Here is a 24,178-nt window from a genome sequence, read left to right on the forward strand (position 1 = left end):
GCTTCGCGGGATTCATGCCTCTGAACCTCTCATTCCTGCCCTTCCTCAATCGTGTCGAGAAGACTGCGCTGGACGCGGTCGAGCACGAGGTTGAATGGTTCTGCCTGCCGGCCGGGCAGATGCTGTTTCGCGAGGGCGATGACGCGGACGCCTTCTATCTGGTGCGTTCGGGCGCTCTGGCGGCCTTCAGAAACGGTGCGTTGGGACGACCGGACCTGATCGGCTATATCCGCGCCGGTGAGCCCGTGGGTGAAATGTCCCTGCTGGACGAGACCCCGCACAGTGCCAGCGTCTACGCCCTGCGCGACAGTGAGCTTGTGCGCCTGCCCAAGGCCAGTTTCGAACGCCTGACCCGCAAACATGCCAGTCTGATGCGCGAGCTTGCCCGCATGATGCTGGCGCGGCTGCGCGGTTCGGACCGCTCGACCGGATCAGAGCCCAAGGTTTTCGCGATGGTTTCGACCTCGCCGACGATTGATCTGGAGTATCGCGCCAATGAATTACGCGACGCGCTGAGACGACTGGGGCTGAGCTGTTTCATCGGTGACGAGGATTGTTCCGACTGGAGCGGTCAAAAGCTCGACGCCATCGAGGCGGAACACGACATCGTGCTTCTGACCGCCAGACTGGCCAACCAGACCTGGGCGCGCCGCGCCATGGGCCGGGCCGACCGGATGTGGGTGTTTGCAAGGGCAGATGCACGGCCTTCGAGCCCGCTCCTGCCCGATGACCCCTCGCCCGCAGCCAAGCTGAAACTGCTCGATGTGGTTCTGCTGCACCTGGGCGGCATCCGACAGGCAGCTCGCCCGCAGGAATGGATCGAGGCCGCCGAGGCAGCGCGCCTCTTCCACTGGCGCCAGGATCACGCCCGCGCTGACGCAGACCGGCTGGCCCGTACGATTGCCGGAAAATCTGTCGGCCTGATCGTGTCCGGCGGCGGCGCCCGTGCCTATGCGCACATCGGTGTCATTCGGGCCCTGCGTGAAGCTGGCATGCCGATCGATTTTGTCGGTGGCGCTTCTATGGGCGCCATAATCGCGGCAGGTGTCGGCCTGGAGTGGAGCGACACCGAGCTGGAAGAACGCGTGCGCGAAGCCTTTGTCGACAGCCATCCGCTCGATGACTGGGCCTTGCCTGTTGTCTCTCTGGTCAAAGGCGAGAAGGTCGATGCCCGGCTGAAACATCATTTCGGGGATGTTGAGATCGCCGATCTCAAACGTCCCTTCTTCTGCCTGTCCTCGAACCTGGCCAATGGGCGCCCCTATGTGCACCGGGAAGGACGTTTGCGTGACGCGCTGCGCGCTTCCATCGCCATTCCTGGCCTGCTGCCGCCGGTCGTGCACGATGGCCAGATCCTGGTGGATGGTGCCGTGTTCACCAATTTCCCGGCCCAGCAGATGCGCGCCTTCCATCGCGGCGCCGTCGTGGGCGCTGATGTCACCCGTGCCCAGGGCCTCAACCCGGCCGATTTCATCGATCCACCGAGCTTCCTCGGCTGGGTCAAGGATAATGGCCTGAAATCCCCGCCCCCGATCGCCTCATTGCTGATGCGGGCGGCCACAGTGGGCGTTGCCGATCACCGGGATGTCGGGCGCAGCGCCGCGGATCTGCTCATCCTGCCGGAGACCCGTGTGGATATGCGCGACTGGGACCGCTACGAGGAATCGGTCGAGGCCGGTTACGAGGCCGCCCAGGGCATGCTGGCGGGCATCTCCGAGAGCATGCGCCGCAAACTCCACCTGCCACTTCCGATGATGTAGGCGCTAGTATGCCGGTTCCTGCAGCCGTGTGCGCAGGACAAGTGCCCGCCGGGCCGTATGGTCCATCTGACAACCGGCGTGAATGACCTGGGCGATGGTTCCGCCCTCAAAAACAGCCGCCTCGGCCCGGCAATCTGCATCACGGAATTCGATCCAGGCGCGCTGGGCATCACGCAGGCCTTCGGCCACAGACGTGCCCTCATAACGCTGGCGCAGGCCGATATAGCTGGCATTGAGCACAACATCCCAGGCATCACGCTCCTCGATCGAACAACGCACCATGCCCTGCGTGGTCTCGCCATCGGGTCGAAGCGTCATGCAGGCCCGGGAGTATTCGCCGATACAGGTCTGCTGTTCAGCCGGCCCTGCATCCGTGGTGCGGTTGAGGCAGACCTCCAGCGTGTCCTGGGCAGACAGGATATCCATCTGGCCCGCTGTCGACGGTTTTTGCGCAGAGGCACAGGCGGCGACAAGCGTCAGACCGGCCATGGCGGTGATGGATTGGCGGAACATGTCATTCTCCCGAACTGGACAGGCTCAAGGATAGCCAAGCCCGGAACACCCGTCATCAGACGATTGTCGAATTTTGAGAGCCCCGCCCCAAAAGAAAAGGCCCGGAAAACCGGGCCTTGTCACGTGGAAATCTGGTCCTGGTCAGGCGGTTTCGCCAAACAGTTCGCGGCCGATCAGCCAGCGGCGGATTTCCGACGTGCCGGCGCCGATCTCGTAGAGTTTGGCGTCCCGCAGCAGGCGGCCGGTCGGATATTCATTGATATAGCCATTGCCGCCCAGCAGCTGGATCGCGTCCAGCGCCATTTGCGTTGCATTTTCAGCGGCATAAAGAATGGCGCCTGCAGCGTCCTTGCGGGTGGTCTCGCCGCGGTCACACGCCTGGGCGACGGCATAGACATAGGCGCGCGTGGCGTTCATGCGCACATACATGTCAGCGACCTTGCCCTGGACCAGCTGAAACTCGCCAATGGATTTGCCGAATTGCTGACGCTCGCGAATGTACGGCATGACGATGTCCATGCAGGACTGCATGATGCCGACCGGGCCGGAGGAGAGGACCGCGCGCTCGTAATCGAGGCCGGACATCAGGACTTTCACGCCCTCATTGAGCGGGCCCATGATGTTTTCTTCCGGCACTTCGCAATCTTCAAACACCAGCTCACCGGTTTCCGAACCGCGCATGCCCAGCTTGTCGAGTTTCTGGGCGACAGAGAAGCCCTTGAAATCCTTCTCGATCAGGAAGGCCGTGATGCCACGGGAATGGGCGTCCATATCCGTCTTGGCATAAACCACCAGCGTATCCGCAGCCGGCGCGTTGGTGATCCACATTTTCGAGCCGTTGAGCACATAGCGATCGCCGCGCTTTTCCGCCTTCAGACGCATGCCGACAACATCGGAACCGGCGCCCGGCTCGGACATGGCCAGCGCACCGACATGCTCACCGGACATCAGCTTGGGCAGGTATTTCGCCTTTTGCTCGAGTGTCGCCCAGCGACGGATCTGATTCACGCAGAGATTGGAATGCGCACCATAGGACAGACCAACCGAGGCCGAAGCCCGGCTGATTTCTTCCATGGCGATCACATGTTCCAGATATCCAAGGCCCGAGCCGCCGTCTTCTTCCGACACGGTAATGCCCAGAAGGCCGAGCTCACCCATTTTCTGCCAGAGGTCCGGCGGGAAGACATCGCTCTCGTCGATTTCGGCCGCACGCGGCGCGATTTCGTCGGCTGCAAAGGAACGAACGGTGTCGCGGATCATGTCCGCAGTCTCACCGAGGTTGAAGTCGAGGGAGGGATATTGGTTCGGTATCATGCCGCGCGATGTATCACGCGCGCAGCACGGGTCAAGCGACAAGAAAGCTGCTGGAGGAAAGAGTTGCCGCGTTAGCGCTAAATCGGAGCTTTTTCTTTCCGCTTCTCCATCCAGATGGAAAGGAGCTGCCAGAGTGCCATGACAGAAAAGAAGCTACCGGCGATCAGTGCCCATGCGCCCGAGGTCAGCTCCCGCGCGCCCCAGACCCGATCCCATTCCATATAGGTGAAGAGACCGCCGTAAACAGACAGGGCCAGACCCGCCAGCAGAACCAGGATGAACCAGCCCGCACTGCGATCCTTATGCGGCTCGATCGTCCGGGTATCGGTGTAGAGATCATCCTCGCCCGCCAGGTCGGACGGGGAGAAATCATCCTCCAGCGCCTCGATCTCGCCGGTATCAACAAGCTCATCCTCGACGTGCACGGCTTCCCGGGTGAGGCTGGCATCCGCGCCGACCTCGCCCACGGCACCGGAGGCCGTTGCAGCCTCGAAAGCCGGATGTGGCGGCGGTGCGTCCTGGCCAGCGACCGCGATCGCCTGCTCCACGACATCATGCACCTGTGCGACGATTGTGTCCTGCTCGTCCGCAGCATCCTCCACAGAAGCCTCGTCGGCAGCCTGGGCTTCCGTAACCGACGGAGCGTCCTCGACAGCCAGCTCTTCAGAGACGTTTGCCTCTTCCGCGGCAACGTCCTCGACCATCTCCGCCAGAGGCACTTCGGCCTCAGCGGCTTCGCTTTCCTCGGCTTCATCTGCGACCGGGTCGCCCGTTTCGACAACAGCAGCGAGCTCAGCCTCGCCAGTCTCCTCGGCGATGGCTTCAGCAGCGGGTTCTTCAGCTTCAGCCTCGACCGGCGCGGCGTCGTCCTCGCTCATCACCTCGGCGAGGCGGGCAAATTCAGCTTCAACAGCCGGGTCCGCGTCTGCGACGTCATCGTCCCGTGCAACATCGGCAGCAATAACCTCAGCTTCGGAGGCGTCAGCGGCGTCTTCATCGAAATGTGCCGCGAGTTCGCCAGCAATGACAAAGCCCAGCGTCGTGCCTGCCGGCAGGCTTTCATCATACATCTGCACACTGGCTCGACCACGATGTTCCTCGCGGGGTTCGACCTGTGCGGCAGCGATTTCCTGCGACATGCGCGCGATCACCTGGGCCGCCGCCGGGTCAGATGCCGTTCCGCTGTCCGCCCGCTCGGACAGATCAGCCGGCACGTCGTAGGCGTGCACCGCTTCATCAACCGGGTTGGTATCAACCGCGGACTGGACATCGCTCAGCGGGATGCTGGTGTCGGACGATGGTGCGTCAGAAGCCGGTTCCACTTCGGGAGCGTCCTCGACCTGCGCCTGCTGTTCAGTCGTCGCCGGTGAGCGGGTCTCGCTTGGAGGCACGTGACGCACCGGCCCTTCCGGCATCAGCGCCGCGAGCGGCGAGCTGTGATAGCCATCAAAGACAGAGCGCGGCTGGTGACGGGGCGCAGTACGGACAGAAACCTCGTCGGCACGGTTGTAATTTTCCGGCGTCGCAGGCGCTTGCGGTTCAGCCGTATCGACGACTTCATCCTCGTCACTGACCTGTGCAACAGTATCCGGCGTTTCAGCCTGCGCCGTCTCGGCGGCAGCGTCATCCGGTGTGTCCACGGACTGCTCGTCTTGAACAGCGGTATCAGCTTCGGCCACAGCTTCGTCAGCGACCTCAGCGACATCGACGTCAGCGGCTTCCGCCCTGAGATCATCTGCGGCGCCCGCTGGTGTCGGCTCTGCGCGCTCCTGCACGAGATCGATGGAAGCGACGATTTCCTCAGCTGGCTCAGCTGTCGCGTCCGGTGTCACTTCCGGCCTTGCCTCCGGCGCAGGCGCCGCCGTCAACTCACGCGCCTCAGGCACCTGGACAGGCGGTGCGGGCGGTGTGTCCTCCACAGGTGCCTGCAAGGCCTCGAGCGGCATTTCACCAACAGCGACCAGAATACGGGAGATCTCGTCCTCGGCAGCGCGGCGTGCAGCCAGGTCACGCGCAGAGGGCGGCGGCGGTGTGTCGGCGGGCGCAGGTGCAGCTGCAGCCTCCGCCAGGGCCGGTTCGACCGGCGTGTCTGCGGCGATGTCCTCGGGATGCTCGACCTTGATGACCAGCTCGACCGTGGACTGTTCGCGTTCCTCGCCGCGCCTGGAAGCAGGCGGCGCAAAGGCCGTCATGAAGAGCGCGTTCTCAGCCTCACGGCGATCGGGGTGATTGTCGCCATAGATCGCCAGCGCCTCGCCGGCCGCCATGGCCCGACCTTCGAACAGATAACGCGCGACGTCAGAGCGTTTGAACGCATCGCCGCCGATATCGTGCACAAATGAGACGAGCGCGTCGCGCTGCGGCATTTTCAGCGGCGTGTTGACGACATCATCAATGGCGGTTTCCGCGTTGAGCACATCATAGATGAGCAGCAGGTCGGCCTCTTCCGGCGTGACTGTCGTGCCAGGCTTGGCGGCCGCCTTGTGACCGTAGCCGACAACCCAGTGACCATCATCACCAATAATCGCGGTTCCGTTGAACGGTTCGAAGCGCTTGATCAGGGCGCGCGCGGCGGCGGAAGATTTCAGTTGCGGTTTCATCTTGTTCAATTCTGACACGGCACACAGGGGTCCTACCCCCTATTGCAAGTCCGAAGCCGCCTTGAGGTTCAGCCTTCGCCTTGCAGGTAAACATCGGTGACATCAAGCGCGGTGAAGGGCGCAAAAAACCCGCCACCACTACCGCCACCGACAATATAAATTCCGTCATTCAGGGTTGCTGCGGCCGCGTTCGTGCGCGGCGATGGCAGACCCTCAGCGCTTTCCCAGCCGCTCTCGCCGGGCGTCCAGACCAGGTGTTCATCCAGCGTGGTATTGCCCTCGCCGCCCTGTCCACCAAAGACGTGGACACGCTCGCCATCATAGGCAATCGCGACACCAGAGCGCGGCGCTGGCAAGGCCGGTCCCTCGCGCCATTCCCCCGTCGCCGGGTTGAAGAAGTCAGAGCGCGCGGTCGGTGCGCCGGCGTAAAACCCGCCGACAATCAGGATCTCGTCATCAATCGCGACCGCAGCAGCAGCAGCCCGGGTCACGCCTTCGGGCACCTCGCCGTTCTCCCACTCCCGGCTCTCCGGATCGAACACGTAAAACTCGCCATCATCACGGCTGCCGCCGATGGCGTAGAGCAAGCCGCCGACCTCGGTCAGGGTGAAGTCCGCCTTGGCAGCGGGCATGGCCGCCTCGCTCTGCCAGACGGCATGTTCCGGCGACCAGGACCACATCGCAGCGCTGGGTCCGACACCCATTTCGCCCGCGGCATAACCGCCAGCGGCATAGATACGGCCATCCGCGACCGACATGCCGAAACGTTCCAGCCCGCGCGGCAGCGATTGCTCCGGCATCCAGCGGTCGATCTCGGTGTCATAGGATTCAAACTCGGCGCGCGGGTCGGTCAGACCCGCACCGCCAGCGGCATAAAGCCGGCCATCCAGCACGACCACGGACAGGCCCGCCCGGGGCGCATCGAGACGCGCAGCGGCTTGCCATTCCCCGTCAGCATGGGCTGCAGGACCAGTCACCGCCAACAAACACGCAAGCGAAAGCACTCTGTGTCGCACTGTTTTCACCACCCTTAGCTCCCCAGCTGGAGGGATTTCATCACAGAAGCAGGAGGCTCGCCAACCCCAGGAATGCAAGAAATCCCACCACATCGGTCACCGTGGTCACAAATACAGAGGAGGCAACGGCCGGGTCTGCACCGGCGCGCACAAGCCCCAGGGGAATCAGAATGCCGGACAACCCCGCACAGGCGAGATTGAGCACCATGGCCAGCGCGATCACGCCGGCTAGCTGCAAGTCCTGGAACCAGAGCATGGTCACCAAGCCCATCACGACGGCGAAAATAAGACCGTTGAGCGTGCCCGTGGCCAGCTCCCGCCAGATCACCCGCAGCGAGTTGGCCGCCGTCAGATCGCGCTCGGCGATGGCTCGAACGGCGACGGCGAGCGATTGCGTGCCGGCATTGCCGCCCATGGAGGCCACGATCGGCATCAGCACGGCCAGGGCGACATAGGCATCGATGGCGCCCTGGAACATCGCGATCACGCCGGAAGCCAGGATGGCCGTGGCCAGATTGACCAGCAGCCAGGGCGCGCGCGAGCGCACGGACTGGACGACCGTGTCGGACAGGCCCGCATCATTCACACCGGCCAGGGCCAGCATGTCTTCCTTGTTCTCTTCCTGGATGACATCGACGATATCATCCAGCGTCAGCATGCCGGTCAGCCGCCCGGCCCCGTCCACCACCGGCGTCGAGACCAGGTGGTATTTGTGGAAGACATAGGCGACCTCTTCCTGGTCGGTTTCCGGCGCGACGAGAATGCGCGGCTTTTCCATGATCTCGGTGAGTTGAAGGTCACGCGGCGCGCCCAGCAGGCGACAGACCGGGATCTCGCCCACGGGGCGAAAACCGGCATCGACCACAAACAGGTCAAAGAACTTGTCCGGCATCTCGCCGCGACTGTCGCGCATATGGTCCAGCGCATGGCCCACCGTCCAGAAGTCCGGTGCCGCCACAAATTCGCGCTGCATCAGGCGACCGGCGGTCTCCTCGTCAAAGGCCAGGCTCTGTTCGACGGCCTCGCGATCCGCATCCGGCACTTCGGCCAGGACGGCTTCACGCACCTCCTCGTCGAGCTCTTCAAGAACCTCGGTGGCGTCATCACTGTCCAGATCGGAGATCGCGGCGGCCAGGTGAGAGGCATCAAGATGCTCCATCACCGCTTCGCGCGTATCCGGCTCCAGCTCGGCCAGCACATCACCGGTAAGGATATCCGGCGTCAGCTCGGCCAGCGCCTCCTGCTTGGACGAGGAGAGCTGTTCAATAACGTCAGCGATATCGGCTTCGTGCAGCGGCGTCAGCAGGCGGCGAACGAGGTCCGCATCGCCAGTCAGGATCGCCTCGACCAGTTCGGCGACAAATTCCGGATCGGTATTCACACGGCCGGACGTATCGGCAAGGAGTTCGTCTTCAAAAGCGGCTGCGCTCATGCGGCTCTCCTTGCGGTCTCGATATGACGGGTTTCAGTGATGTTGCGCGCAGCCTAGGCGGTGGCGCGATTCGTGGCGAGTGGGAGAATGGGGGGTGAGGGAGAAAACTCAGCGGGTTGGGCGTGGGGCGGAAAGAAATGGGACCGTCACGCTTTTTCCGATTTTTCTGCGCTGTCGATCAGCAGCAGGGCGCGAGTTTGCGGCCCGAAAGATGTGTACTTCCAAATTCCTCGGCGCGTCTTCGATTCTTCACACCACCATTGACGAGTACTCCCGTCTTACCTACTCCGAGCAGGTGCCTACAGAGGAAAATATGATGCACATCAACGTCCTGATCGCCGTGGCCATTGGTGGGCTTGGTGGCTTCCTGCTCCTCTACATAGCCAGCATGGCCGACCATGATCCGGATGAGCCCGGAGCTTTCTCAATAATCTGGCAAAGCCTGAAGGGCTTTCATCAACGCCAAGCACGGGCGAGCCGCGCAGTACTCATTTTAGGCGGCCTCAATATCGCTCTGGAGATCGCCGGCCTTTGGCTGGGCTCAGGCGTCACGACCGGCACTGCAATCGGCCTTCAATTCTGCACGATAGTCATCGGACACCGTCTTTTTCTGACAGATGGCCCACTGACCGGAGATGAGCACACGCCCATTACGTCCATCTTCCTCAGGGTGTTCGCATACTTTCTTCTGTCGTTACTGTTCTTTATCGTCACCCTAGGCGTCTATTGGGTCGCGTTCCAAACCACACAAAATTTGGCCCTAAGCGTGGGCCTCGCGACGGTGACCGGAGTTCTGCTTACCTTGCCCCTCGCGGCAGCCTGCCTGATCTTCCCCGCAGCGATACTTGGCGATTTGTCCTGGCTCGTGACGGCTTGGAAACGCTCAACTCCCGTGAAGTACTCGCTGACCGGCGCATTGTGGATTGTCGGGCTGATCTCTCTCGCACTCGGCATCGCGCTATATCAGGTTTTCCAAGACTGGCGCGACACCATCCTCACCATCCCGCTGGTCGTCATGCACGCACTGATCAGCATCGGCTGTGTGTCCCAAGCCTATCTCTACTCAACGCAACTCAGGCAAACAAATACCGGGCGAGACAAAGCTCGTTAGTAAGAAACAGGGTAACGGAACAACTCGAGGGTATCCACAAAAGAACCCCAAACACACCCACCCCGCCCAGTGCGTTCGCTACGAACACACCGGCATCCGGTTTCTTCAATTCATTTTCTTGAGAAAATGGTGCGGTCGAGAAGACTCGAACTTCCACGGGTTTTACCCCACAGCTAGCTCCTGTCTGGTGTTTCAGGACTTTAGCACCTGGAAAAACGGCTCAGATCACGCTCTCCAAGCACTCTGTGTACCAAATTGTGTACCCGGTTGGTCAAGCGGTCGCGGGAACGGGCACCACACTTTTTTACAGGTTGACGGCCGGGCTCAGGCCACGAGCATCACACACACGTCGGGGAAGATTTCGAAATTTGGGGCTCATTTCAGCCACCACAAAATAACTAAGGCGAGTCGATCGAAATGCCGTCCGCGAACAAACGCGGACGGCATTTTTCAACTTACCATTCAGGCCGACGCGACGGCGCTTCACGCTCGTCTACGACGGCTTCACTTGACCTACGGACGAGCTGCCCGACCGCGACGTCTCCTTCAATCAGCGATATTACCGCCCGCTGATCTTCAACACGAACCACTTCGGTCTCAGCGGTGACGATCTGAACTGCGCCGAAGCTACGCCCTGATGAGTCCCGCATTTCGTCGCCCTCGCGTACGACTTCGAAACGATCACCGATCTGAACACCCCAATCATGCCCTTGATTGATATAAAACTCTCTAGCACTGAGTGCCCCGATCACTTCAGCCGGGAACAGCGTGGTGCCGATTTCGCGAACGATCTCCATTCCGAGGGCATTCTCAAACTCAGCTTGGCCGCGAAGATCATCAGAGCGAAACTCAACTAGCGAGCTTTGAGAAATCACGCCACGCCGTACATCGAGCAACTCAAACCTCGCGATGGCTGCACCAATCAATTGGCTTTCTGTCCTTCCGAGCGCGCGCACCTGCCGCGTTTCCTGTTCGAAAGAAAGCTCATCAAACGTCCCCACCAACAAATAGTCCGCGCCTGTGATCTGCGAGTAGTCCACATCGCCGCTCAGCACGTCTTGGAGTGAAAGTTCATCGAGAGTTGCGGGAAGGTTATTCCTATCTGCAACCACGACCCCAGGCATCGCAACCAACTGTCGCTCAACACTGTCCTTTATCGCTGGAATACGTAGGCGGAGGCGGTCGGAAACTTGTGCGCCGGGTGCGACAGCCAACTGGCCAAGGGCAAGCACTACAGAACCATCGTCGGACTGCTGTTCGTCTCCGCCACCGGATGCATTCAAAGTAACCCGGTAATCTCCCGAGGAAGAAAGCGGAAAATCTGCCGTCAGCGTAGCAAAGTTTCGGTCTACGGCTGCCACCTGAGCACTCCCGACGACCTCGGCATGTCGCCCAATCTCAATTCCCTGGTCGATCACAGCGCCACCGATCCGCTCGATCAACACCTCATCTCCGACTACGAGTCCTGAGTTTGCTCCCCTAGAGATGGTCAGCGGGTCGAGCGACAAGATATTGATCGGATAAACGACGTCTCGAACAAAATCAGCAGCGAACGAGGCTGGGACACTCCAGTCTGGGGCTCCATCTGACATCCGCAACACCCCGTTGAAACTGGTCGCACCAATCAAGGTTCCTTGTTCTGTGTCGACAAGCCTCAGTCGCAGTCTAATGCTTAAGGATGTTCCTGATATCGACCGTTGCGAACCTGGAATACGAGCTCGTTGCGTTCGCTCATCCTGCTGAAGCGACCCCAACAGGACATATCGTGCGCCGACAGACTGGCCACGGTCAGAGATCGCCTCAAAAACATCCGCCTGGGCGGCACCTAGACCGATGACGGCGAATGTAGCGGCGGAACCGAGTGACATGTCCTCCAGACCATCCAGCTCAGCGATTGCAGCATCAACTGAGCTTGAATAACGGCTTTCCTGCTCCCTCGAAAAATTTTGCTCCTCAACAACGCGACGGAACGCCTGCCGTTCCACAAGCTCGAAACGCCGATCTTGACTAAACTGCACAGCGATTTGATCCGCCAACTCCGCCGGAAGACCATTGGATGCTCTGAAAAACCCTCCAGGCTCAAATTGGTGATCCGCTTGCGAAGCAATAAGCAACGTTGGGCGCCCGCCTGAGGTTTGAGCCAGAGATGGAGCGGTCGAAAAAGAGACGAGCAATACGAGAAGATAGTGAACGACGGCCTTCATCGTTAATTCCAGTCAGCCAGCACACCATCTACGTCGCTTTGACTGGGAGCCTCTAGATCATTGGCCCGCATATATTCGCGCGTAGCGCTGTAGATGTTGCGGGCGAGATTTAGATTTCCCGGCACGGCTTGAGTGGCAGCTCTAGCCAATCGGATAACGCGGCGATTGCGGACCGCCCCGATGCCTCCTCGCAGTGCCCCGAAACCACCACCCCGCAACGAGTTTCCGGTATCCTGCGCGAACTCCGCACCTTGATCGATGGCGATAGCATTGTAGGCGACGCCCAATCCGGAAAACAATGTCGCTCTCGACATATGCTGTGCCGCTTCTTCATTGGCCTCGATCTGCATGGTCGCAATATCAAGATCGGAATGTTCACCAATCGCGTTTTGAGTCGCCTCAAACGCGTCATTGTCGTAATCCCCAACCAAGGCTTGGCTCGAAAGACGCAACTGCTCAGCTAACTCACGATTTCCTGTTGCAGCGTAGATCTCGCTTAATGACCGTGCCAAAGACATCGTTCCACGGCCGAGCGTTACATCGAATTCCGTGTTACCGAAAAGCGCTGGGTCGATGAAATCCGGCAAAGCACCGGATTGGACCAGTTGGTTCCATGTAGCTTGGCTCTGAGCCAAAGCGCTAGAGCTCGCTCCTCCCAACCCAAGAGCGGCAATCGAAGCGAAAGTGAATTCACGGCGGTTCATTTTTATCTCCCTCAAATTTTCTAATCGGCGGCACGGACGATGGCGCCGACTTCAAAATGCGACGCGTCCCCATCTACAATTCGCGCCACGCTAAAACGGTTTTCGACACGTGAAATAACGATGGTCCCAACCAAAAGCTCCACACTCGCGCCCATAGGTTCGTTTGTCAGCGGGTCCACTAGCTGCCGGCCCTGCGCATAGACATCAAATCGGTCACCGGTGTTGAGGCCTTCGCCGCCACGGTTCAGGTAAACCTCTCCAGCGGAAATATCTGCAATCATGATTGGGAAGACCGAGTTTACGATTTCAGACACGAGATCGTTCGCGACCTCTGAAGCAAGCCGATCAACGACGACTCTCGCTGGACCGCCCGTGCGACCTGTAACTGCCTCTATCTCTGCAACGTAATTGCTTGAGCTGTTCGCTATGAAAACCAACTCGCCGGTCTCGGAGTTCACGACCCTAACGGATGCCTCAATCCCTACCCGATCGGTCCGATCGTAGGTTCCCGGAAACGCATCCAATTCTCTGAAACTCGCACCAAAGCGGAAAGACGTGATATAAGGCACAGCCACGTAACCGGCCGCCGCTATTCGCCCTGCACGCGCGTCGCTGGTATTGGAAAACGAACTTGCCTCCAAATCCTGCTCTCGAAGTATTGCGTCGAGGTTTTCCTGATCCCGTTCAAGCACTCGGAAACGGCGCGTATCTCGAACCGCGGAAAGAAGCTCACTGTGCAGAACACCATCGACGTCGAACCGGTTCACCTGGGCAATATCGGCATCAACTCGCACCGGCGCGATCACCATGGACGGCCGATTATCCGACTGGCTCGCTTCAGCGGGCCCCAGGAAAACACCAAGAACAAATGCGATGAAAAGCGCCTTGTATGCCATATCAGTAACCGATCTCGAATTCTTGTTGGCCGAAATAATCCGCATAGAAGCTCTCGAGATAATCGAAGGCCTCGTAAAAACGGTCGATCATTTCATCAGGGTTGAGATCGGCCGGTGCGGTGAAATTAACAACTGTTGCCGTTTCAGAACTCGCGTCGAAATCCGTCTCAACATCATCGACGCCTTCCATGGCGTTGAGAGCATCCCTGAGGTACCTCAAGAATTCTCGACTATCGCGATCTCGGCGATTTACCCCAACGGCTCTCACAGAAAACGCGTCGCGGCCCAACTCTGCGAGATTGGAAGCCTCTGAGATAGAATTGCGGCGGTCAGCATAAGTTGCGACTTCAGCATTAACCGTCGCTGCAATCTCGACTGCACCACGCGAAGAGAGTTGCTCAACAAGCATGGCCTCATTTGCCGACGCATTGCTACCTGTCACAGAGGCAGTGACGACTATCGGCTCAACGGCCAATGTCTCGCCGCCTTCGAGGTCCAGCAACCTAAATCGGATCGTCAACGAACCGCTCGACCGTCCAAGGTAACGATCGAACTCGAAGACCGAAAAACTTGCCTCGTAAATCGCAAGACTGAAGTTCGCACTCTCGTTTCGGATCGCCTCTCGCGAAGTCGCGCCGAACAGAATACGGTGATTATATATCGCAAACTCGCCTGTTAGCTGATCCACGACAAAGCTGGCACGCGGATCGTCGCTCTCGGCCGCCGAAGCAACAAAAGTATATGCTTGTCCGCCCAGAACCGCAGCGAGGTCATTGCGAAGCGCGGAAGAATTGAATTGCCCGGCGATCTCACAAAGAAAACGCGCATCTTCTGGCAAGCAACGCTCCGCGGTGTCCAGAGAAAAATATCGGTTGCGAAACTCCAGGTTCGAACGTTCGAAGTCTCGTCTAAACCTATCGCCAACCTGCCCGCTCGCTTCATCACTCGCTACTAATTCCAGACGTGAACGAAAGCCTTCGAAATAGGCTTCATTCAGGGCTTCGACCTCCGTTTCGCCGTAAGCGACTCCAACAACCTGATCCTGGGCCCAGGACGCTGCTGCCGACTGACTGCCCAGAAGTGCCGCAAACAACGCGATAACGCCAATTTTCTTGATCATCTAATTTCCTCGGAGGTAAGAACCATGCGATCGACAAGTTCGGCGCTCAACGCCAACACCGCATCCCGATAACCTTTCCGCCACATGCCGCGGAGTGGCGGGTCTTCAACGCCCACAAGCGACACGAACGCTCCTGCGCCACGCGCCGACACAACTCGCTCGTCTTCTGGCAATGATCGAGGGCGGGACATCTCATCGTTCGCACCAACGACGCGAACCTGCACTTCACTTGCCGCATACCGCTGGCGCCCAAGAGTGTTCTCAGTCCCATCAAGAGTGGCAGATCGTGATATTTCCGCCCTGATCAGCATTCCACGCTGATCCGCAGCCGCCCCGACGCTCATTTCTTGGCGCCCTCCAATTTCCGCATCCAGAAACTGCGAGACATTGGCGATAGACCAATTAGTAGACGGTGGCACGATCGCAATTTGCCCCGCACCACTTTCGGCGAGAGCCTCCATGACGGCCGCATGGAGCAGATAAGCCAGCTCACTGGCTAGCGCTTGACGTTCGCTTCCATCCAGGCCGAGCTCATTTTCAAGATAGTCGGTGCTTGATGGGGAATAAGAAACTGGAGCAACTTCAAAAATTCGGGTGGCACGGCGCCTCTCTATGCGCGTATCCCGTGCGGCAGAAACACCGAGTTGTGCGATCGCCACCTCAAGCGTGTCCATGTAGAAATCGGCAATTTGCTGCGCATCCGGTTCTTGACGCAGCAAACCGCCGCTCGGGTAAAGACGCCCCAAAACGATCGGGATCGTGTGCACGGTTTCTAGCCTCGCCTCAGAGGAAAATGCCGCGCGCGAAACGAAAAAATCGACCACCATTGTTAGGTAAACACGGACAGCAAAACCTCTCTGTCCGTCGAGTAACTGCACCGGTACCAAGTCATGTTCGAAACGACTGATGAGTATCGCATACCCGTCCGACTGCAGCTGCGCCTCCAAAAGCGAAAGCCCGCTGCTTACCTGCAAGTTCGACGACACCACGTTTGTGTAAACAGGGGTAAGCTCTGTGCCGACTGGCGGAGCACCGACCAATTCCACGTGACGGCGGACAATCGTCTCCACGTTAGGGTTAGAGAGCAGCTCAACGGGCGCAAAAACACCCAACAAATCCTGGCTCGCCCCTCGTCCACCGAAAGCCGTTACCACCAGCACTAAGATGAGGATAAAAGAACGCATCTAACCCGAACGTCGCCTAACGAAACGCAATGATACAACGCATACCCCAAATGGCCAGAATATCTACATTCAACCATAACGTTATCCACAGCCGGACATTCCGGAAACGAATTTGGGTGCTCAGTTGGTAAATGCGGTGGCGGTTACGGGTGCCACACTTTTTACAGGTTGGATGCGGCCTCTGGGCGGCGAGCGTTGCACACACATCGGGGACGATTTCGAAAATTCGGGATCATTTCATTTCCGACGAACCCGCCGAGCGCACAAACCTGCTCTGAAAGGTACGCGAACAGATCATTCCATCACCCATGAAGCGCTTTCTTCGCAGCCGACCGCGCCATCAAGCCAAGCTTCGACCTATTATGGTCACGCTCACCCAACCAGTTCGGCAAATGAGCTCCCTGCGACGCAAAATGCTCAACATGCACGAAAGTGACCCCAGCAATTCGATAAGCAACAGAACTCATTTGATCTGCGGACGCGCGGAGCGCTCTTTCAAGGAGCTTCCGAGACGCGGACACATAATTTAGACGCGTCCCGAGACCGAACATCACGACAAGTTTAACGCTTCGCGGCAACCCAACCAAATGTTGTTGCGCGCAATTGCTAGTTATTGTCTCGCCAAACTCGGAGGCAACAAATTTGTCCAGCATCCCGCCACCGGTGCCTTGCCAACAATTCAAACGCTCATCAAAACGCTCAACTGTACACCGGACAAGCGATCCAAAGTGAAATCTGCCGCGCGGATCACTAATAAGTTGGTCTACCATTGCCCGATAATTCATACCGTGAGGTCGTTCAACGACTCCGAGATGCTCCAAGATCTTCCCGACATTGGTTCGCCCCCCCTTGAAGGCGATCTCATCATGCGCCTCATTTACGAGCGCACCAGCTTGTGTCGGCCCTTTAGAAAAACCTAGGACTAACACTTCTGGCTCCTCGGCGCCCCAAGCGAGTGGGTTGAGTTTTATACGCCACCCACCGTTTGTCGCCGTCAAAGTAGATGAGTCGAATTCTCTGCCATCACTTTCGGGAAAGCACCGTGCACATCGTACACGGCCGTGGGCGGGCAAACATGTCATATCGCCTCCTCTGTTCCTTTGTTTTAAGTTCACCAGAAGTGTGGAATTCGGCTATTTTCTATACGCCAAGGTGACGATTTCGCCCTCCGCGGACACGACCATGTATGCATTTCGAAGTTGGCTCATTTCTTTAAGTCGCCAAGCCCCGAAAAATCGCTCCAGCTCGCGCCACGCGCGCTTGTCAAAAGAGAAACTAGTACACCCTTGCTGCTTCCGATCTGGCGCCTCGTTTCCGAATTCGAGAAGCAACCATCGAGCGATTTCAGGCAGGTTTCTGTCAACAGACCGCTTTTCAGCGTGCCGTGTCAGCGGGGCGGTTATAGGCTTCATCGCGCCATCACCTCCAGCTCAGCCATTCGCATGCGCTTCCATGACTGCCCGGAAACGATACCCCACTTGCCGCTCTCAGCATTCGGTCGCCGCCATCTCGGAGTTTCCATTTCGGACAGCTCCTTCAAGGCGTCTCTAAAGGTTCCAATAACCTTCTCATCGCCTTTTGGACCAACATGGAAGGACTTCTGTTCGCCACGCCCTCGAGCAAGGCCTGGGTGAAACACAGTTCCATCACTCGCGACAGGCACGAACACATAATCAGCGTGCGTCTCAAGCTCATCAAATGCGTGATACTCGATATCACGCCCCCAGTTAGCACTCAGCGGATAGAGCTGAGATACCTGCTTCCAAAGTGACCATTTGTAATCACGATCATTGAGCCAGCGATCGACACCATCTTTGGCAATTGCCCCACTTTTCGAGACAGAAGGCGCCCCTTCGCTTTGGGCGTAGATCGCATTCTGCAGCCGCTTGACCGATACTCCCGACAAAATTGCCAGCTCCTGCACCGTAAGAGGCTGCCCATCATCAAGTTTGAGGCGCGCCAAAGCCAATTGACGCAGATTTGGAAGGTAGAAGAGGCTCGAAGCACCGTCAGCGCCGTGCGAAACTAATTTTTCGAGGCGTTCAATCTTATCACATACTCTTATGACCCATGCAGCTGGGTTAGCACTGTCGTCGAAACGCGCTTTCAAATGCCGCACTTCAATATGGTTCTGATTGTCTGCATGAATGTCCCAGATCGGCAGGATGCCGAAATTGGCGAAAGCATTCAGATCATGCAGCTCATCAAGAAACGGAGGGCACGAGCTGGCGTCCCATCCGTCGATGCTGCGCCAAACCTCACGCCAATCTGGATCCGGTGAAACCGCGCCCAAATTCAGTTCGGACCAATCCGGTCGCGTACCCTTCCGGATCACCTCTTTCAGAAGCGACATAGTCATCGCCGCCTCATCACCAATAAACACAAGATCAAGAAGTTCGCCGATTACGGCGAACGATTGCACCACCTCGTCCTGTTCGTAGAAGCCATACTCTTCTCGAAACTCTTCAAGACGCTCTTCAAATTCATCTCTGAGGGTAACCACGATTTCTCCGGGCATTTCATATTTCTGATTTGCCCTTTTTATTGCAGCAATTCGCGGGTGTAAAGTGTGGGCATATCATTTTTCTGTATTGCCCATGCTAATTTTTCGCTAGCAGAGCCAAGTCGCTCCGTCTCAACCATCATGGCTATTCCCAGTGGGTGCATTGACTACAGAAACTCGCGGTGGATGGGCCAAGCGGTATATCCCCCATCCCTGCTGCTGCCAGATTATGCGCCAAGTCCGCTCTTCGGTTTCCAAAGGTTCCGGGAAAAAGAAACGCTCCCGCAGCCATTGCGCGGCAGCCTCCCAGGGCTCTATGCCCAATCGCCACGCGACCACATTACAGACAGGGTAGTAAGCAGACTTGCCCCGGAAGCACTCAGCGGGTGCGGGCGCGGGTCCATTCCCTCTGGAGCGCCAATTCGCGAGCACCTGCAAGTTAACACCGATAAGTTCTGCTAATTCACGACTGGACACGACATCCCATGGAACACGCTCTTCAATAGAGCGGGGTGCGGAAGCGATGGGGAACAAGGGGCTTGTCTCAGAGCTCACTGTCTCAGCTCCAAAATATTTCTAAAAAACTATAATCAGAATATATAGATAAGTAGTGGGGTGTGACAGAAAGAACTGAGACCGTCACACCCCATTCGTGCTAACGCGCCATTTCTTCGCGTACCTGCTGCTGGTCTGCTGCAGCCCATTTTTCATGGTTGCGAATTGCCCAAAGACGCGGACGCGAATTATCGTCCAAACGCACCTGCGAGGGCAAAGGCACGTGTTCAAGCGAGCGCAAAGCGCTAGTTACCGCAGGGACAGAAGGCCGCTTATCGAAAATATCCTCACGTACCATTGAGCGGATGGTGCTGATCGAGACCAGATCTTTCGCAAATGGCCCCTCTGCCGTGGCGATCAGTTCCTCCAGGCGGCTTTCAAGCGGCGCGCGGGTATCTGCGATCATTTCCACCTTTGCCTCGGTCATTGGCGGGTCTGCATCTGGATTGAACGTAGTCAGATCGCGCTGAAGCAAGAAATGCTTGAAAGCGCAGAGTTGGTCTCCATCGATCTCATCAAACAGCGCATCATAGTAATCGGCGGACTGCTTCTTCATCGGCGAACGCACCACGAAGAAACGTCGATCATCTGCTGAGACACGCGTCGGGGCATGTTCATTAGAGAAAGCGAGCATCCCGCGCGGGGTGGACGTGATGTAGCTCTGGATATGCTTCTCTTCCACCGAATGAACATCTTCGGTAATCCAAGGCTTCACATCATTGTAAAATTTAAGACGGTTATCCGCCATCAACTCCTCGAATACAAGCACCTGGCGGTTACCCCAGCGCGCTTTGAAACGATCCTCAGCTTCCGATGGACCGACCATGAGCGTGTTCTCATTGCCTACCAGGCGAGAAACAAGTCGACCGATCGCGGACTTGCCGATGCCCTGCCCTCCGATGATCAGAAGGACGTGTTTGATCTTGACCGCAGGGTGCTGAACAAGATGGGCGAGATAGTCGAGAACGTGTTCACGCTCGGCGACATCCGGAACAAGGTTTTCGAGGTGCTTCGCGATCATTCCAAACTCGCCAGGGACGGCATCTACGCCAGTATCACGCCAGACGTTGAGAACGTTGTTGCCCTCGAGATTGAAAATCCCCGGGGGATCTCCGGGACGGTAAACCAAGCGCTCCACCTTGCCGGCGGACTTGGCCTTGAGGAAATTCGTGGCCATGCGGCCGCTCTTCGAAAGATGGCTGAACTTGTGCTCAAATGCCTTCTCGGAATAACGCTCACCCGTCACGACGTTCACAAACATCGGTGGATGCACAACCGCCGCATAATCAGCGAATACCTCGATAGCGTCAGCCGGCAGATGTGGCAGGGCGTATGGGCTATTCACAGTAAACTGCATGGCGCACCCGCGACATGCGTCGCCGCCGGTCATTTCTCCGATGCGACGACACGTTGGCGGCTTGAGCTTGAAGCGCGCTTCTTCGAACTTTCGATCGGCATCGGCCGGGTCGTATCCGGGATAAGCCGCGCTAATCTTGCTGAAGGTCCGGCGACCGTCAGCCACGCGGGAAAGAAGCTGCGCAAGAGCCAACCACTGGTCATAAGAATGGCTAGCAGCTTCGTTGATCAAGGCATTCGCAGCCTTGCATCCCCGCAGGATCGGCTGAAGCGCAACGTCTTGTGGATCGCCCGAGTCTGGCGCGTTGTCGTTCGCCAACTGATCGGAGAGATCGGGCTCCATCGGTTCGGTCTGGTTACCCATGCTCAAGAGGGTTTCAATGAAGAAGCGATTAGACATCGATGATCTCCACTGATTTGGCAGGAATAGTCTTGTGATTGAGCGTGCCCGGCATGCGCGTTACTCGGGCCAGGTCATCAGTCACATCGAATTTCCATCCACGACGCTTGAAAGCCGACTCTCGAAGGATGCGGTGGAAGGTTTTCACCTGGTTCGCATAATCGAGGCGCTCCGCCTCACGCTCAAAAATCAGCGGCTCGGGGTGCAGCCAGTCAAGGTAAAGACCATTGCCCGATGAGCGGATCTGGGTGGGACGATCAATCTCGGCTTCAGATAGCCAGTCGAGAACTTCATCCAGGCTCTTCGGCAACGCCTCCTGCTTGTGAACCGCAGGGTCGTCCGAATACAGGTCTGCATCAAACATGACGCCGACCGATGCCCCGACATCCGCCGCGGTGCCGCGACCGGACTGAGGGCGATGCTTCAAGAGCGTCCAGCTGTGATAAACATCGCGAGATTTCGCGAGTTCCAGCATGCGCTCTTCAGCGTTTTCGAATTCCGCGACCGAAAAGAACTCGGTCACATTTGGGGACTTCGTCCAGACGGCGATAAACATGTCGTCGGGGACGTGTTGGTAGAGATTGGGGAGGTATGAAGGCAACGCCTTCTCCTTTCGTTTTCAGAGCCACACCCAGTTGGTGCAGGCACAGAAAACACCGTCTCCTCACTGTCACTGAAACAGATTTAGTCACTGTCAAAGCGTCAGAAACTCTGACTACTCTGACTGTCTTGTTGCTTTACTCGCCAGTGCCCCGAAAGAGCCAGCTCTATTCCGGGCTTTATAACTTGAGGTCCCCTTAGGCGCCCATCCACCGTTATTTCTAGCGGTTTCAGAGATCGTCTCATAAAAGTCTTCCTTCGATGGAAAACCGCCATCCCGTGCAAGATCTTTTGCGATCTGTAACAACTCCGGCCAATTCTTATTTGGGCGCGGGCCTCGCGAAGTGTGGACCGGCTTTCTATTCGCTGGCAACTCGCCCTCAATGAGCTCAATGATCTCAGCTGTCACAAAAGACACGTCGACATACCAATCGTCGCGGCCCTCCGGAAGGTTTCGCGAGACAGTCTCAAAGGTCAGCTTGCTTTCATTCCAGTCCCAATCACCAGCGCGCAAATCTGCCGGGTGAATAACGGCCTCATCACCTTCGATCTCCTGAGGGTCTTCAAACCCATACAGACCAGTCACCCCTATGCGCATCTTGCGGCCCACAACCGTCACGTCACCAGCTACCGCCAGCTCCAGAATTTGTACTTTAAAGTCCCCTTGGAAGTGCTCACTGATCAACGTCTCAAGTGTTTTTGCGATTGACAACTTAGAAGGGTAATCGAGAATTCTCATTTCATCTTAGGCCATCTAAAAAACGGGATGAGAACTCGGGATCGGTCCTCATGAAATAGTGAAACAACCGCGCCTGAAGATATCGCTCATGACAGCTCCAGAGCTTTGCCGGCTAGCCGAAATCAGAGCCCGCCCTCTCCCGTAAATCAACGACTTGGGACACCATAAATGAGAGAAGATCACACATTCCGCCACCATCGCATTATAGCGGATGATAGTTCGGGCAAGGCAATCGCCCAGATCTATCTTGGCAAGAGGCGTGTTGGTGAACGGCTCGAAGCAGAGACACTGGAAGGCGTCATCAGCGCCGCCAAACGATGGGTCAGCGATCGCTTATCAGAGCAGCGAGCTCGGCAACGAGAACCGAATATCGGCACGCGCGAAAGATATGCTGAATTCTTGTCGACACAGTCCGTTTCCGATCATGAACGAACGATGCTCCAGGAGCACGCCCGCAAGGGCGTCATGACAGCTGAGCAAATCGCCCATGCGGCGCGGTGGGAAAGTTTCTCATCCGCGAACACGCAATATGGAAAGCTGGGCCGGCGGATAGCCGAGTTTGTCGGCCTTGACCCGAGAACGCGCGATAATGGCACCCCCATCTGGACAACCGCGCTCGCCGGCGATTTAGGTCGAGGGGGTGACCCGAACACCAGCCATTTCGAATGGCAGATGCATGATGAGCTAGCTGAAGCACTCGTCGATGCAGGCTTTCTTGAGACGCGGCCTTCTTGGCTTGACGACAAATCGCTCCTAGCTATCGACGCATCAGCCACGGGCTTAAGCCCTAGAACTCGTCTCAAACTTACAGGCGGGAATATTCGAAACGCCCATATTTACCTAAAGGACCATCTCCTCCTTTTTCCGCCGGACAGCATCGGCGGCTCCAACAAAACGAAAGCAGCTGAAAAGAAGCTGATCTTAGATTTCGAACATGGTGAGTCGGTAGAAACGGACATCGACGGAGCGGATAAGAAGATCTTTCGCGATCGGGGTGCGGTCCGCCGCTTCTTCGAAACTGCACTTGCTCGACCGGGCGACGAAGTGGAGATAGAGAATACTGCTCCTTATCGGTTCTCAATCAGGCTCATCCCTCAGCGGCAACCGGATCCCATTACAGATGAGGCTCTGCGCGAGCGCCTGGAAAGCGACAATCCTCGCGTTTGGCTGACCTCATTCGATGGTTTTACGCCTGAAACCTGGGGCTGCGTTGGCTTCTCAAAGGAAGGCCGCTTGGACACATTCCTGGCTGAAAGCGGCCCCGATCCGATAATGGTGGTCTACGGATCCAAAACACGCCGAACCCCCGAAAGCATGCGGGGTAAGGTGCTCGGAATGTATGTCCTGAGTGATCAGCGCGGAGAAGCGGAGGAGTTCGTGGATCCGGTCTTGCTTCGACGGGCGCGAGCTGAAGCAGAGAACAAAGACGGTTGGGCGTTTTCGGTAAGGGCCACTAGAGCTTGGTCAATTCCAATCGAGCAGGCTCCCGATATTTCTGATTTCGCTGACCAAACGTGGTCTCCTGTTTTGGGAAAGTCGATCGGCTCGCAAGGCGTGGCACTGAAGCGCGCTGAAGTTCTCAAGTTATTAAATCTGGAAATGGAAGAGCGCCAAGTCTATCGCGGCCCTAGTATCGATCCCCTGCCAATCGAGCCTCTGAGTGACTATCTACGGCCGACGAAGGCCGGGCCATTGCCCAAGAGGGGGTGGACGGTTGAACCTCCTAACGGCGAGAAGCATCTCTATGTGCTGAAGCTAGCAGGCGACCCAGGTGCTTTTCTCAATGGGCGTTTTCGTGTGCGAGGGGACAGCGCGATTTACAAAGTCGGAATGTCCAGACATCCATCCAAGCGCCAAACAGACATCAATCGAAACTACCCCGCGGGTGTTTATCGTTGGGACCTGCTGCTCTCGACCCACGGAGAGGGCTTTATTGCCAGAGACGCGGCAATGCACACCGTTGTTGGTGAGGACGCAATGAAAGACTTCCTGGAACTCAAAGCCGAAAGCCTCGGAGGAGAGTTTTTCCTAGCGAACGAGAAGCTGATCCGAGAAGCGTGGGCCTTGGGCAAGAAAATGGCAGGATTTGGAGGAGACGACGAACAACCTGAATAATGTCGCAGCAATGCAGTTGGACTGATCGGGCCTACCGCACCGCGAGCTGGTTCAGC

The 24,178-nt window shown here is 57.6% G+C and carries 18 protein-coding genes; 4 read left to right on the forward strand and 14 right to left on the reverse strand.

From position 1 onward, the window contains the following. Nucleotides 1-14 precede the first annotated feature (14 nt). The gene (locus tag SIC17_RS01750) at nucleotides 15-1,760 is read left to right on the forward strand and encodes a patatin-like phospholipase family protein (protein WP_412546221.1); all 1,746 of its coding nucleotides are present in this window, start codon (nucleotides 15-17) and stop codon (nucleotides 1,758-1,760) included. 3 nt (nucleotides 1,761-1,763) lie between these two features. Here SIC17_RS01750 and SIC17_RS01755 read toward each other — a convergent pair whose 3' ends face one another. The 5 genes from SIC17_RS01755 to mgtE form a co-directional block, all read right to left on the reverse strand. Then, nucleotides 1,764-2,273, reverse strand: a complete 510-nt coding sequence (locus SIC17_RS01755; protein ID WP_412546222.1) for a lysozyme inhibitor LprI family protein — start codon at nucleotides 2,271-2,273, stop codon at nucleotides 1,764-1,766. Nucleotides 2,274-2,414: 141 nt separating this feature from the next. After that, a complete protein-coding gene (locus SIC17_RS01760) occupies nucleotides 2,415-3,587 on the reverse strand; it encodes an isovaleryl-CoA dehydrogenase (protein ID WP_412546223.1) in 1,173 nt (390 codons plus the stop codon). 77 nt (nucleotides 3,588-3,664) lie between these two features. Continuing rightward, on the reverse strand, nucleotides 3,665-6,187 hold the full coding sequence (locus SIC17_RS01765) for a glycoside hydrolase family protein (protein WP_412546224.1): 2,523 nt from the start codon (nucleotides 6,185-6,187) through the stop codon (nucleotides 3,665-3,667). A gap of 68 nt (nucleotides 6,188-6,255) precedes the next feature. Continuing rightward, a complete protein-coding gene (locus SIC17_RS01770; RefSeq protein ID WP_412546225.1) occupies nucleotides 6,256-7,164 on the reverse strand; it encodes a Kelch repeat-containing protein in 909 nt (302 codons plus the stop codon). Nucleotides 7,165-7,243: 79 nt separating this feature from the next. Beyond that, complete coding sequence (gene mgtE / locus SIC17_RS01775; RefSeq protein ID WP_412546226.1) at nucleotides 7,244-8,635, reverse strand: magnesium transporter; 1,392 nt, start codon at nucleotides 8,633-8,635, stop codon at nucleotides 7,244-7,246. Nucleotides 8,636-8,846: 211 nt separating this feature from the next. Here mgtE and SIC17_RS01780 point away from each other — a divergent pair, with 211 nt between their 5' ends. After that, the gene (locus SIC17_RS01780) at nucleotides 8,847-9,746 is read left to right on the forward strand and encodes a hypothetical protein (protein WP_412546227.1); all 900 of its coding nucleotides are present in this window, start codon (nucleotides 8,847-8,849) and stop codon (nucleotides 9,744-9,746) included. 455 nt (nucleotides 9,747-10,201) lie between these two features. Here SIC17_RS01780 and SIC17_RS01785 read toward each other — a convergent pair whose 3' ends face one another. Genes SIC17_RS01785 through SIC17_RS01805 form a run of 5 tightly spaced genes read right to left on the reverse strand, consistent with a single transcriptional unit; the run spans nucleotide 10,202 to nucleotide 15,854 of the window. Further along, complete coding sequence (locus SIC17_RS01785) at nucleotides 10,202-11,950, reverse strand: hypothetical protein (protein ID WP_412546228.1); 1,749 nt, start codon at nucleotides 11,948-11,950, stop codon at nucleotides 10,202-10,204. A 2-nt stretch (nucleotides 11,951-11,952) separates the two neighbouring features. Continuing rightward, nucleotides 11,953-12,654, reverse strand: a complete 702-nt coding sequence (locus tag SIC17_RS01790) for a hypothetical protein (RefSeq protein ID WP_412546229.1) — start codon at nucleotides 12,652-12,654, stop codon at nucleotides 11,953-11,955. A 20-nt stretch (nucleotides 12,655-12,674) separates the two neighbouring features. Then, nucleotides 12,675-13,595: a CsgG/HfaB family protein gene (locus tag SIC17_RS01795; RefSeq protein ID WP_412546230.1), complete on the reverse strand. Its 921-nt coding sequence runs from the start codon at nucleotides 13,593-13,595 to the stop codon at nucleotides 12,675-12,677. Beyond that, nucleotides 13,552-14,670, reverse strand: coding sequence for a hypothetical protein (locus SIC17_RS01800; RefSeq protein ID WP_412546231.1), 1,119 nt, complete (start codon nucleotides 14,668-14,670; stop codon nucleotides 13,552-13,554). Before SIC17_RS01800 ends, SIC17_RS01795 begins: the two co-directional genes overlap by 44 nt. Then, nucleotides 14,667-15,854, reverse strand: a complete 1,188-nt coding sequence (locus SIC17_RS01805) for a hypothetical protein (protein WP_412546232.1) — start codon at nucleotides 15,852-15,854, stop codon at nucleotides 14,667-14,669. Before SIC17_RS01805 ends, SIC17_RS01800 begins: the two co-directional genes overlap by 4 nt. A 587-nt stretch (nucleotides 15,855-16,441) precedes the next feature. Between SIC17_RS01805 and SIC17_RS01810 the strand changes: the two genes are divergently transcribed. Next, nucleotides 16,442-16,774 carry a hypothetical protein gene (locus tag SIC17_RS01810; protein WP_412546233.1) on the forward strand — a complete coding sequence of 111 codons (333 nt, stop codon included), beginning with the start codon at nucleotides 16,442-16,444 and terminating at the stop codon, nucleotides 16,772-16,774. Nucleotides 16,775-17,262: 488 nt separating this feature from the next. Here the strand turns inward: SIC17_RS01810 and SIC17_RS01815 are convergent, their stop codons facing one another. The 4 genes from SIC17_RS01815 to SIC17_RS01830 form a co-directional block, all read right to left on the reverse strand. Beyond that, nucleotides 17,263-18,372, reverse strand: a complete 1,110-nt coding sequence (locus SIC17_RS01815) for a hypothetical protein (protein ID WP_412546234.1) — start codon at nucleotides 18,370-18,372, stop codon at nucleotides 17,263-17,265. Between the two features lie 640 nt (nucleotides 18,373-19,012). After that, nucleotides 19,013-20,668, reverse strand: coding sequence for a primase-helicase family protein (locus SIC17_RS01820; RefSeq protein WP_412546235.1), 1,656 nt, complete (start codon nucleotides 20,666-20,668; stop codon nucleotides 19,013-19,015). After that, entirely contained in the window at nucleotides 20,661-21,269 is a 609-nt protein-coding gene (locus tag SIC17_RS01825; RefSeq protein WP_412546236.1) for a hypothetical protein, read from the reverse strand. Before SIC17_RS01825 ends, SIC17_RS01820 begins: the two co-directional genes overlap by 8 nt. Nucleotides 21,270-21,383: 114 nt before the next feature. Next, nucleotides 21,384-22,007 (reverse strand): hypothetical protein, encoded by a 624-nt coding sequence (locus SIC17_RS01830; protein ID WP_412546237.1) that lies wholly within the window; start codon nucleotides 22,005-22,007, stop codon nucleotides 21,384-21,386. 168 nt (nucleotides 22,008-22,175) lie between these two features. On the opposite strand from SIC17_RS01830, the gene SIC17_RS01835 reads away from it, so the two are divergent. Further along, nucleotides 22,176-24,122, forward strand: a complete 1,947-nt coding sequence (locus SIC17_RS01835) for a hypothetical protein (protein ID WP_412546238.1) — start codon at nucleotides 22,176-22,178, stop codon at nucleotides 24,120-24,122. The last annotated feature ends 56 nt before the right edge of the window (nucleotides 24,123-24,178 follow it).

Origin of the sequence: Maricaulis sp. MIT060901, from assembly GCF_047123815.1 — a bacterium.
Taxonomy (GTDB): domain Bacteria; phylum Pseudomonadota; class Alphaproteobacteria; order Caulobacterales; family Maricaulaceae; genus Maricaulis.

Excerpts from the sequence above, each read along its gene's own strand:
- SIC17_RS01750 (WP_412546221.1), top strand. The coding sequence starts at position 15 with ATGCCTCTGAACCTCTCATTCCTGCCCTTCCTCAATCGTGTCGAGAAG.
- SIC17_RS01755 (WP_412546222.1), bottom strand. The coding sequence starts at position 2,273 with ATGTTCCGCCAATCCATCACCGCCATGGCCGGTCTGACGCTTGTCGCC.
- SIC17_RS01760 (WP_412546223.1), bottom strand. The coding sequence starts at position 3,587 with ATGATACCGAACCAATATCCCTCCCTCGACTTCAACCTCGGTGAGACT.
- SIC17_RS01765 (WP_412546224.1), bottom strand. The coding sequence starts at position 6,187 with ATGAAACCGCAACTGAAATCTTCCGCCGCCGCGCGCGCCCTGATCAAG.
- mgtE (WP_412546226.1), bottom strand. The coding sequence starts at position 8,635 with ATGAGCGCAGCCGCTTTTGAAGACGAACTCCTTGCCGATACGTCCGGC.
- SIC17_RS01780 (WP_412546227.1), top strand. The coding sequence starts at position 8,847 with ATGTGTACTTCCAAATTCCTCGGCGCGTCTTCGATTCTTCACACCACC.
- SIC17_RS01785 (WP_412546228.1), bottom strand. The coding sequence starts at position 11,950 with ATGAAGGCCGTCGTTCACTATCTTCTCGTATTGCTCGTCTCTTTTTCG.
- SIC17_RS01790 (WP_412546229.1), bottom strand. The coding sequence starts at position 12,654 with ATGAACCGCCGTGAATTCACTTTCGCTTCGATTGCCGCTCTTGGGTTG.
- SIC17_RS01795 (WP_412546230.1), bottom strand. The coding sequence starts at position 13,595 with ATGCGGATTATTTCGGCCAACAAGAATTCGAGATCGGTTACTGATATG.
- SIC17_RS01800 (WP_412546231.1), bottom strand. The coding sequence starts at position 14,670 with ATGATCAAGAAAATTGGCGTTATCGCGTTGTTTGCGGCACTTCTGGGC.
- SIC17_RS01805 (WP_412546232.1), bottom strand. The coding sequence starts at position 15,854 with ATGCGTTCTTTTATCCTCATCTTAGTGCTGGTGGTAACGGCTTTCGGT.
- SIC17_RS01810 (WP_412546233.1), top strand. The coding sequence starts at position 16,442 with ATGTTGTTGCGCGCAATTGCTAGTTATTGTCTCGCCAAACTCGGAGGC.
- SIC17_RS01815 (WP_412546234.1), bottom strand. The coding sequence starts at position 18,372 with ATGCCCGGAGAAATCGTGGTTACCCTCAGAGATGAATTTGAAGAGCGT.
- SIC17_RS01820 (WP_412546235.1), bottom strand. The coding sequence starts at position 20,668 with ATGTCTAATCGCTTCTTCATTGAAACCCTCTTGAGCATGGGTAACCAG.
- SIC17_RS01830 (WP_412546237.1), bottom strand. The coding sequence starts at position 22,007 with ATGAGAATTCTCGATTACCCTTCTAAGTTGTCAATCGCAAAAACACTT.
- SIC17_RS01835 (WP_412546238.1), top strand. The coding sequence starts at position 22,176 with ATGAGAGAAGATCACACATTCCGCCACCATCGCATTATAGCGGATGAT.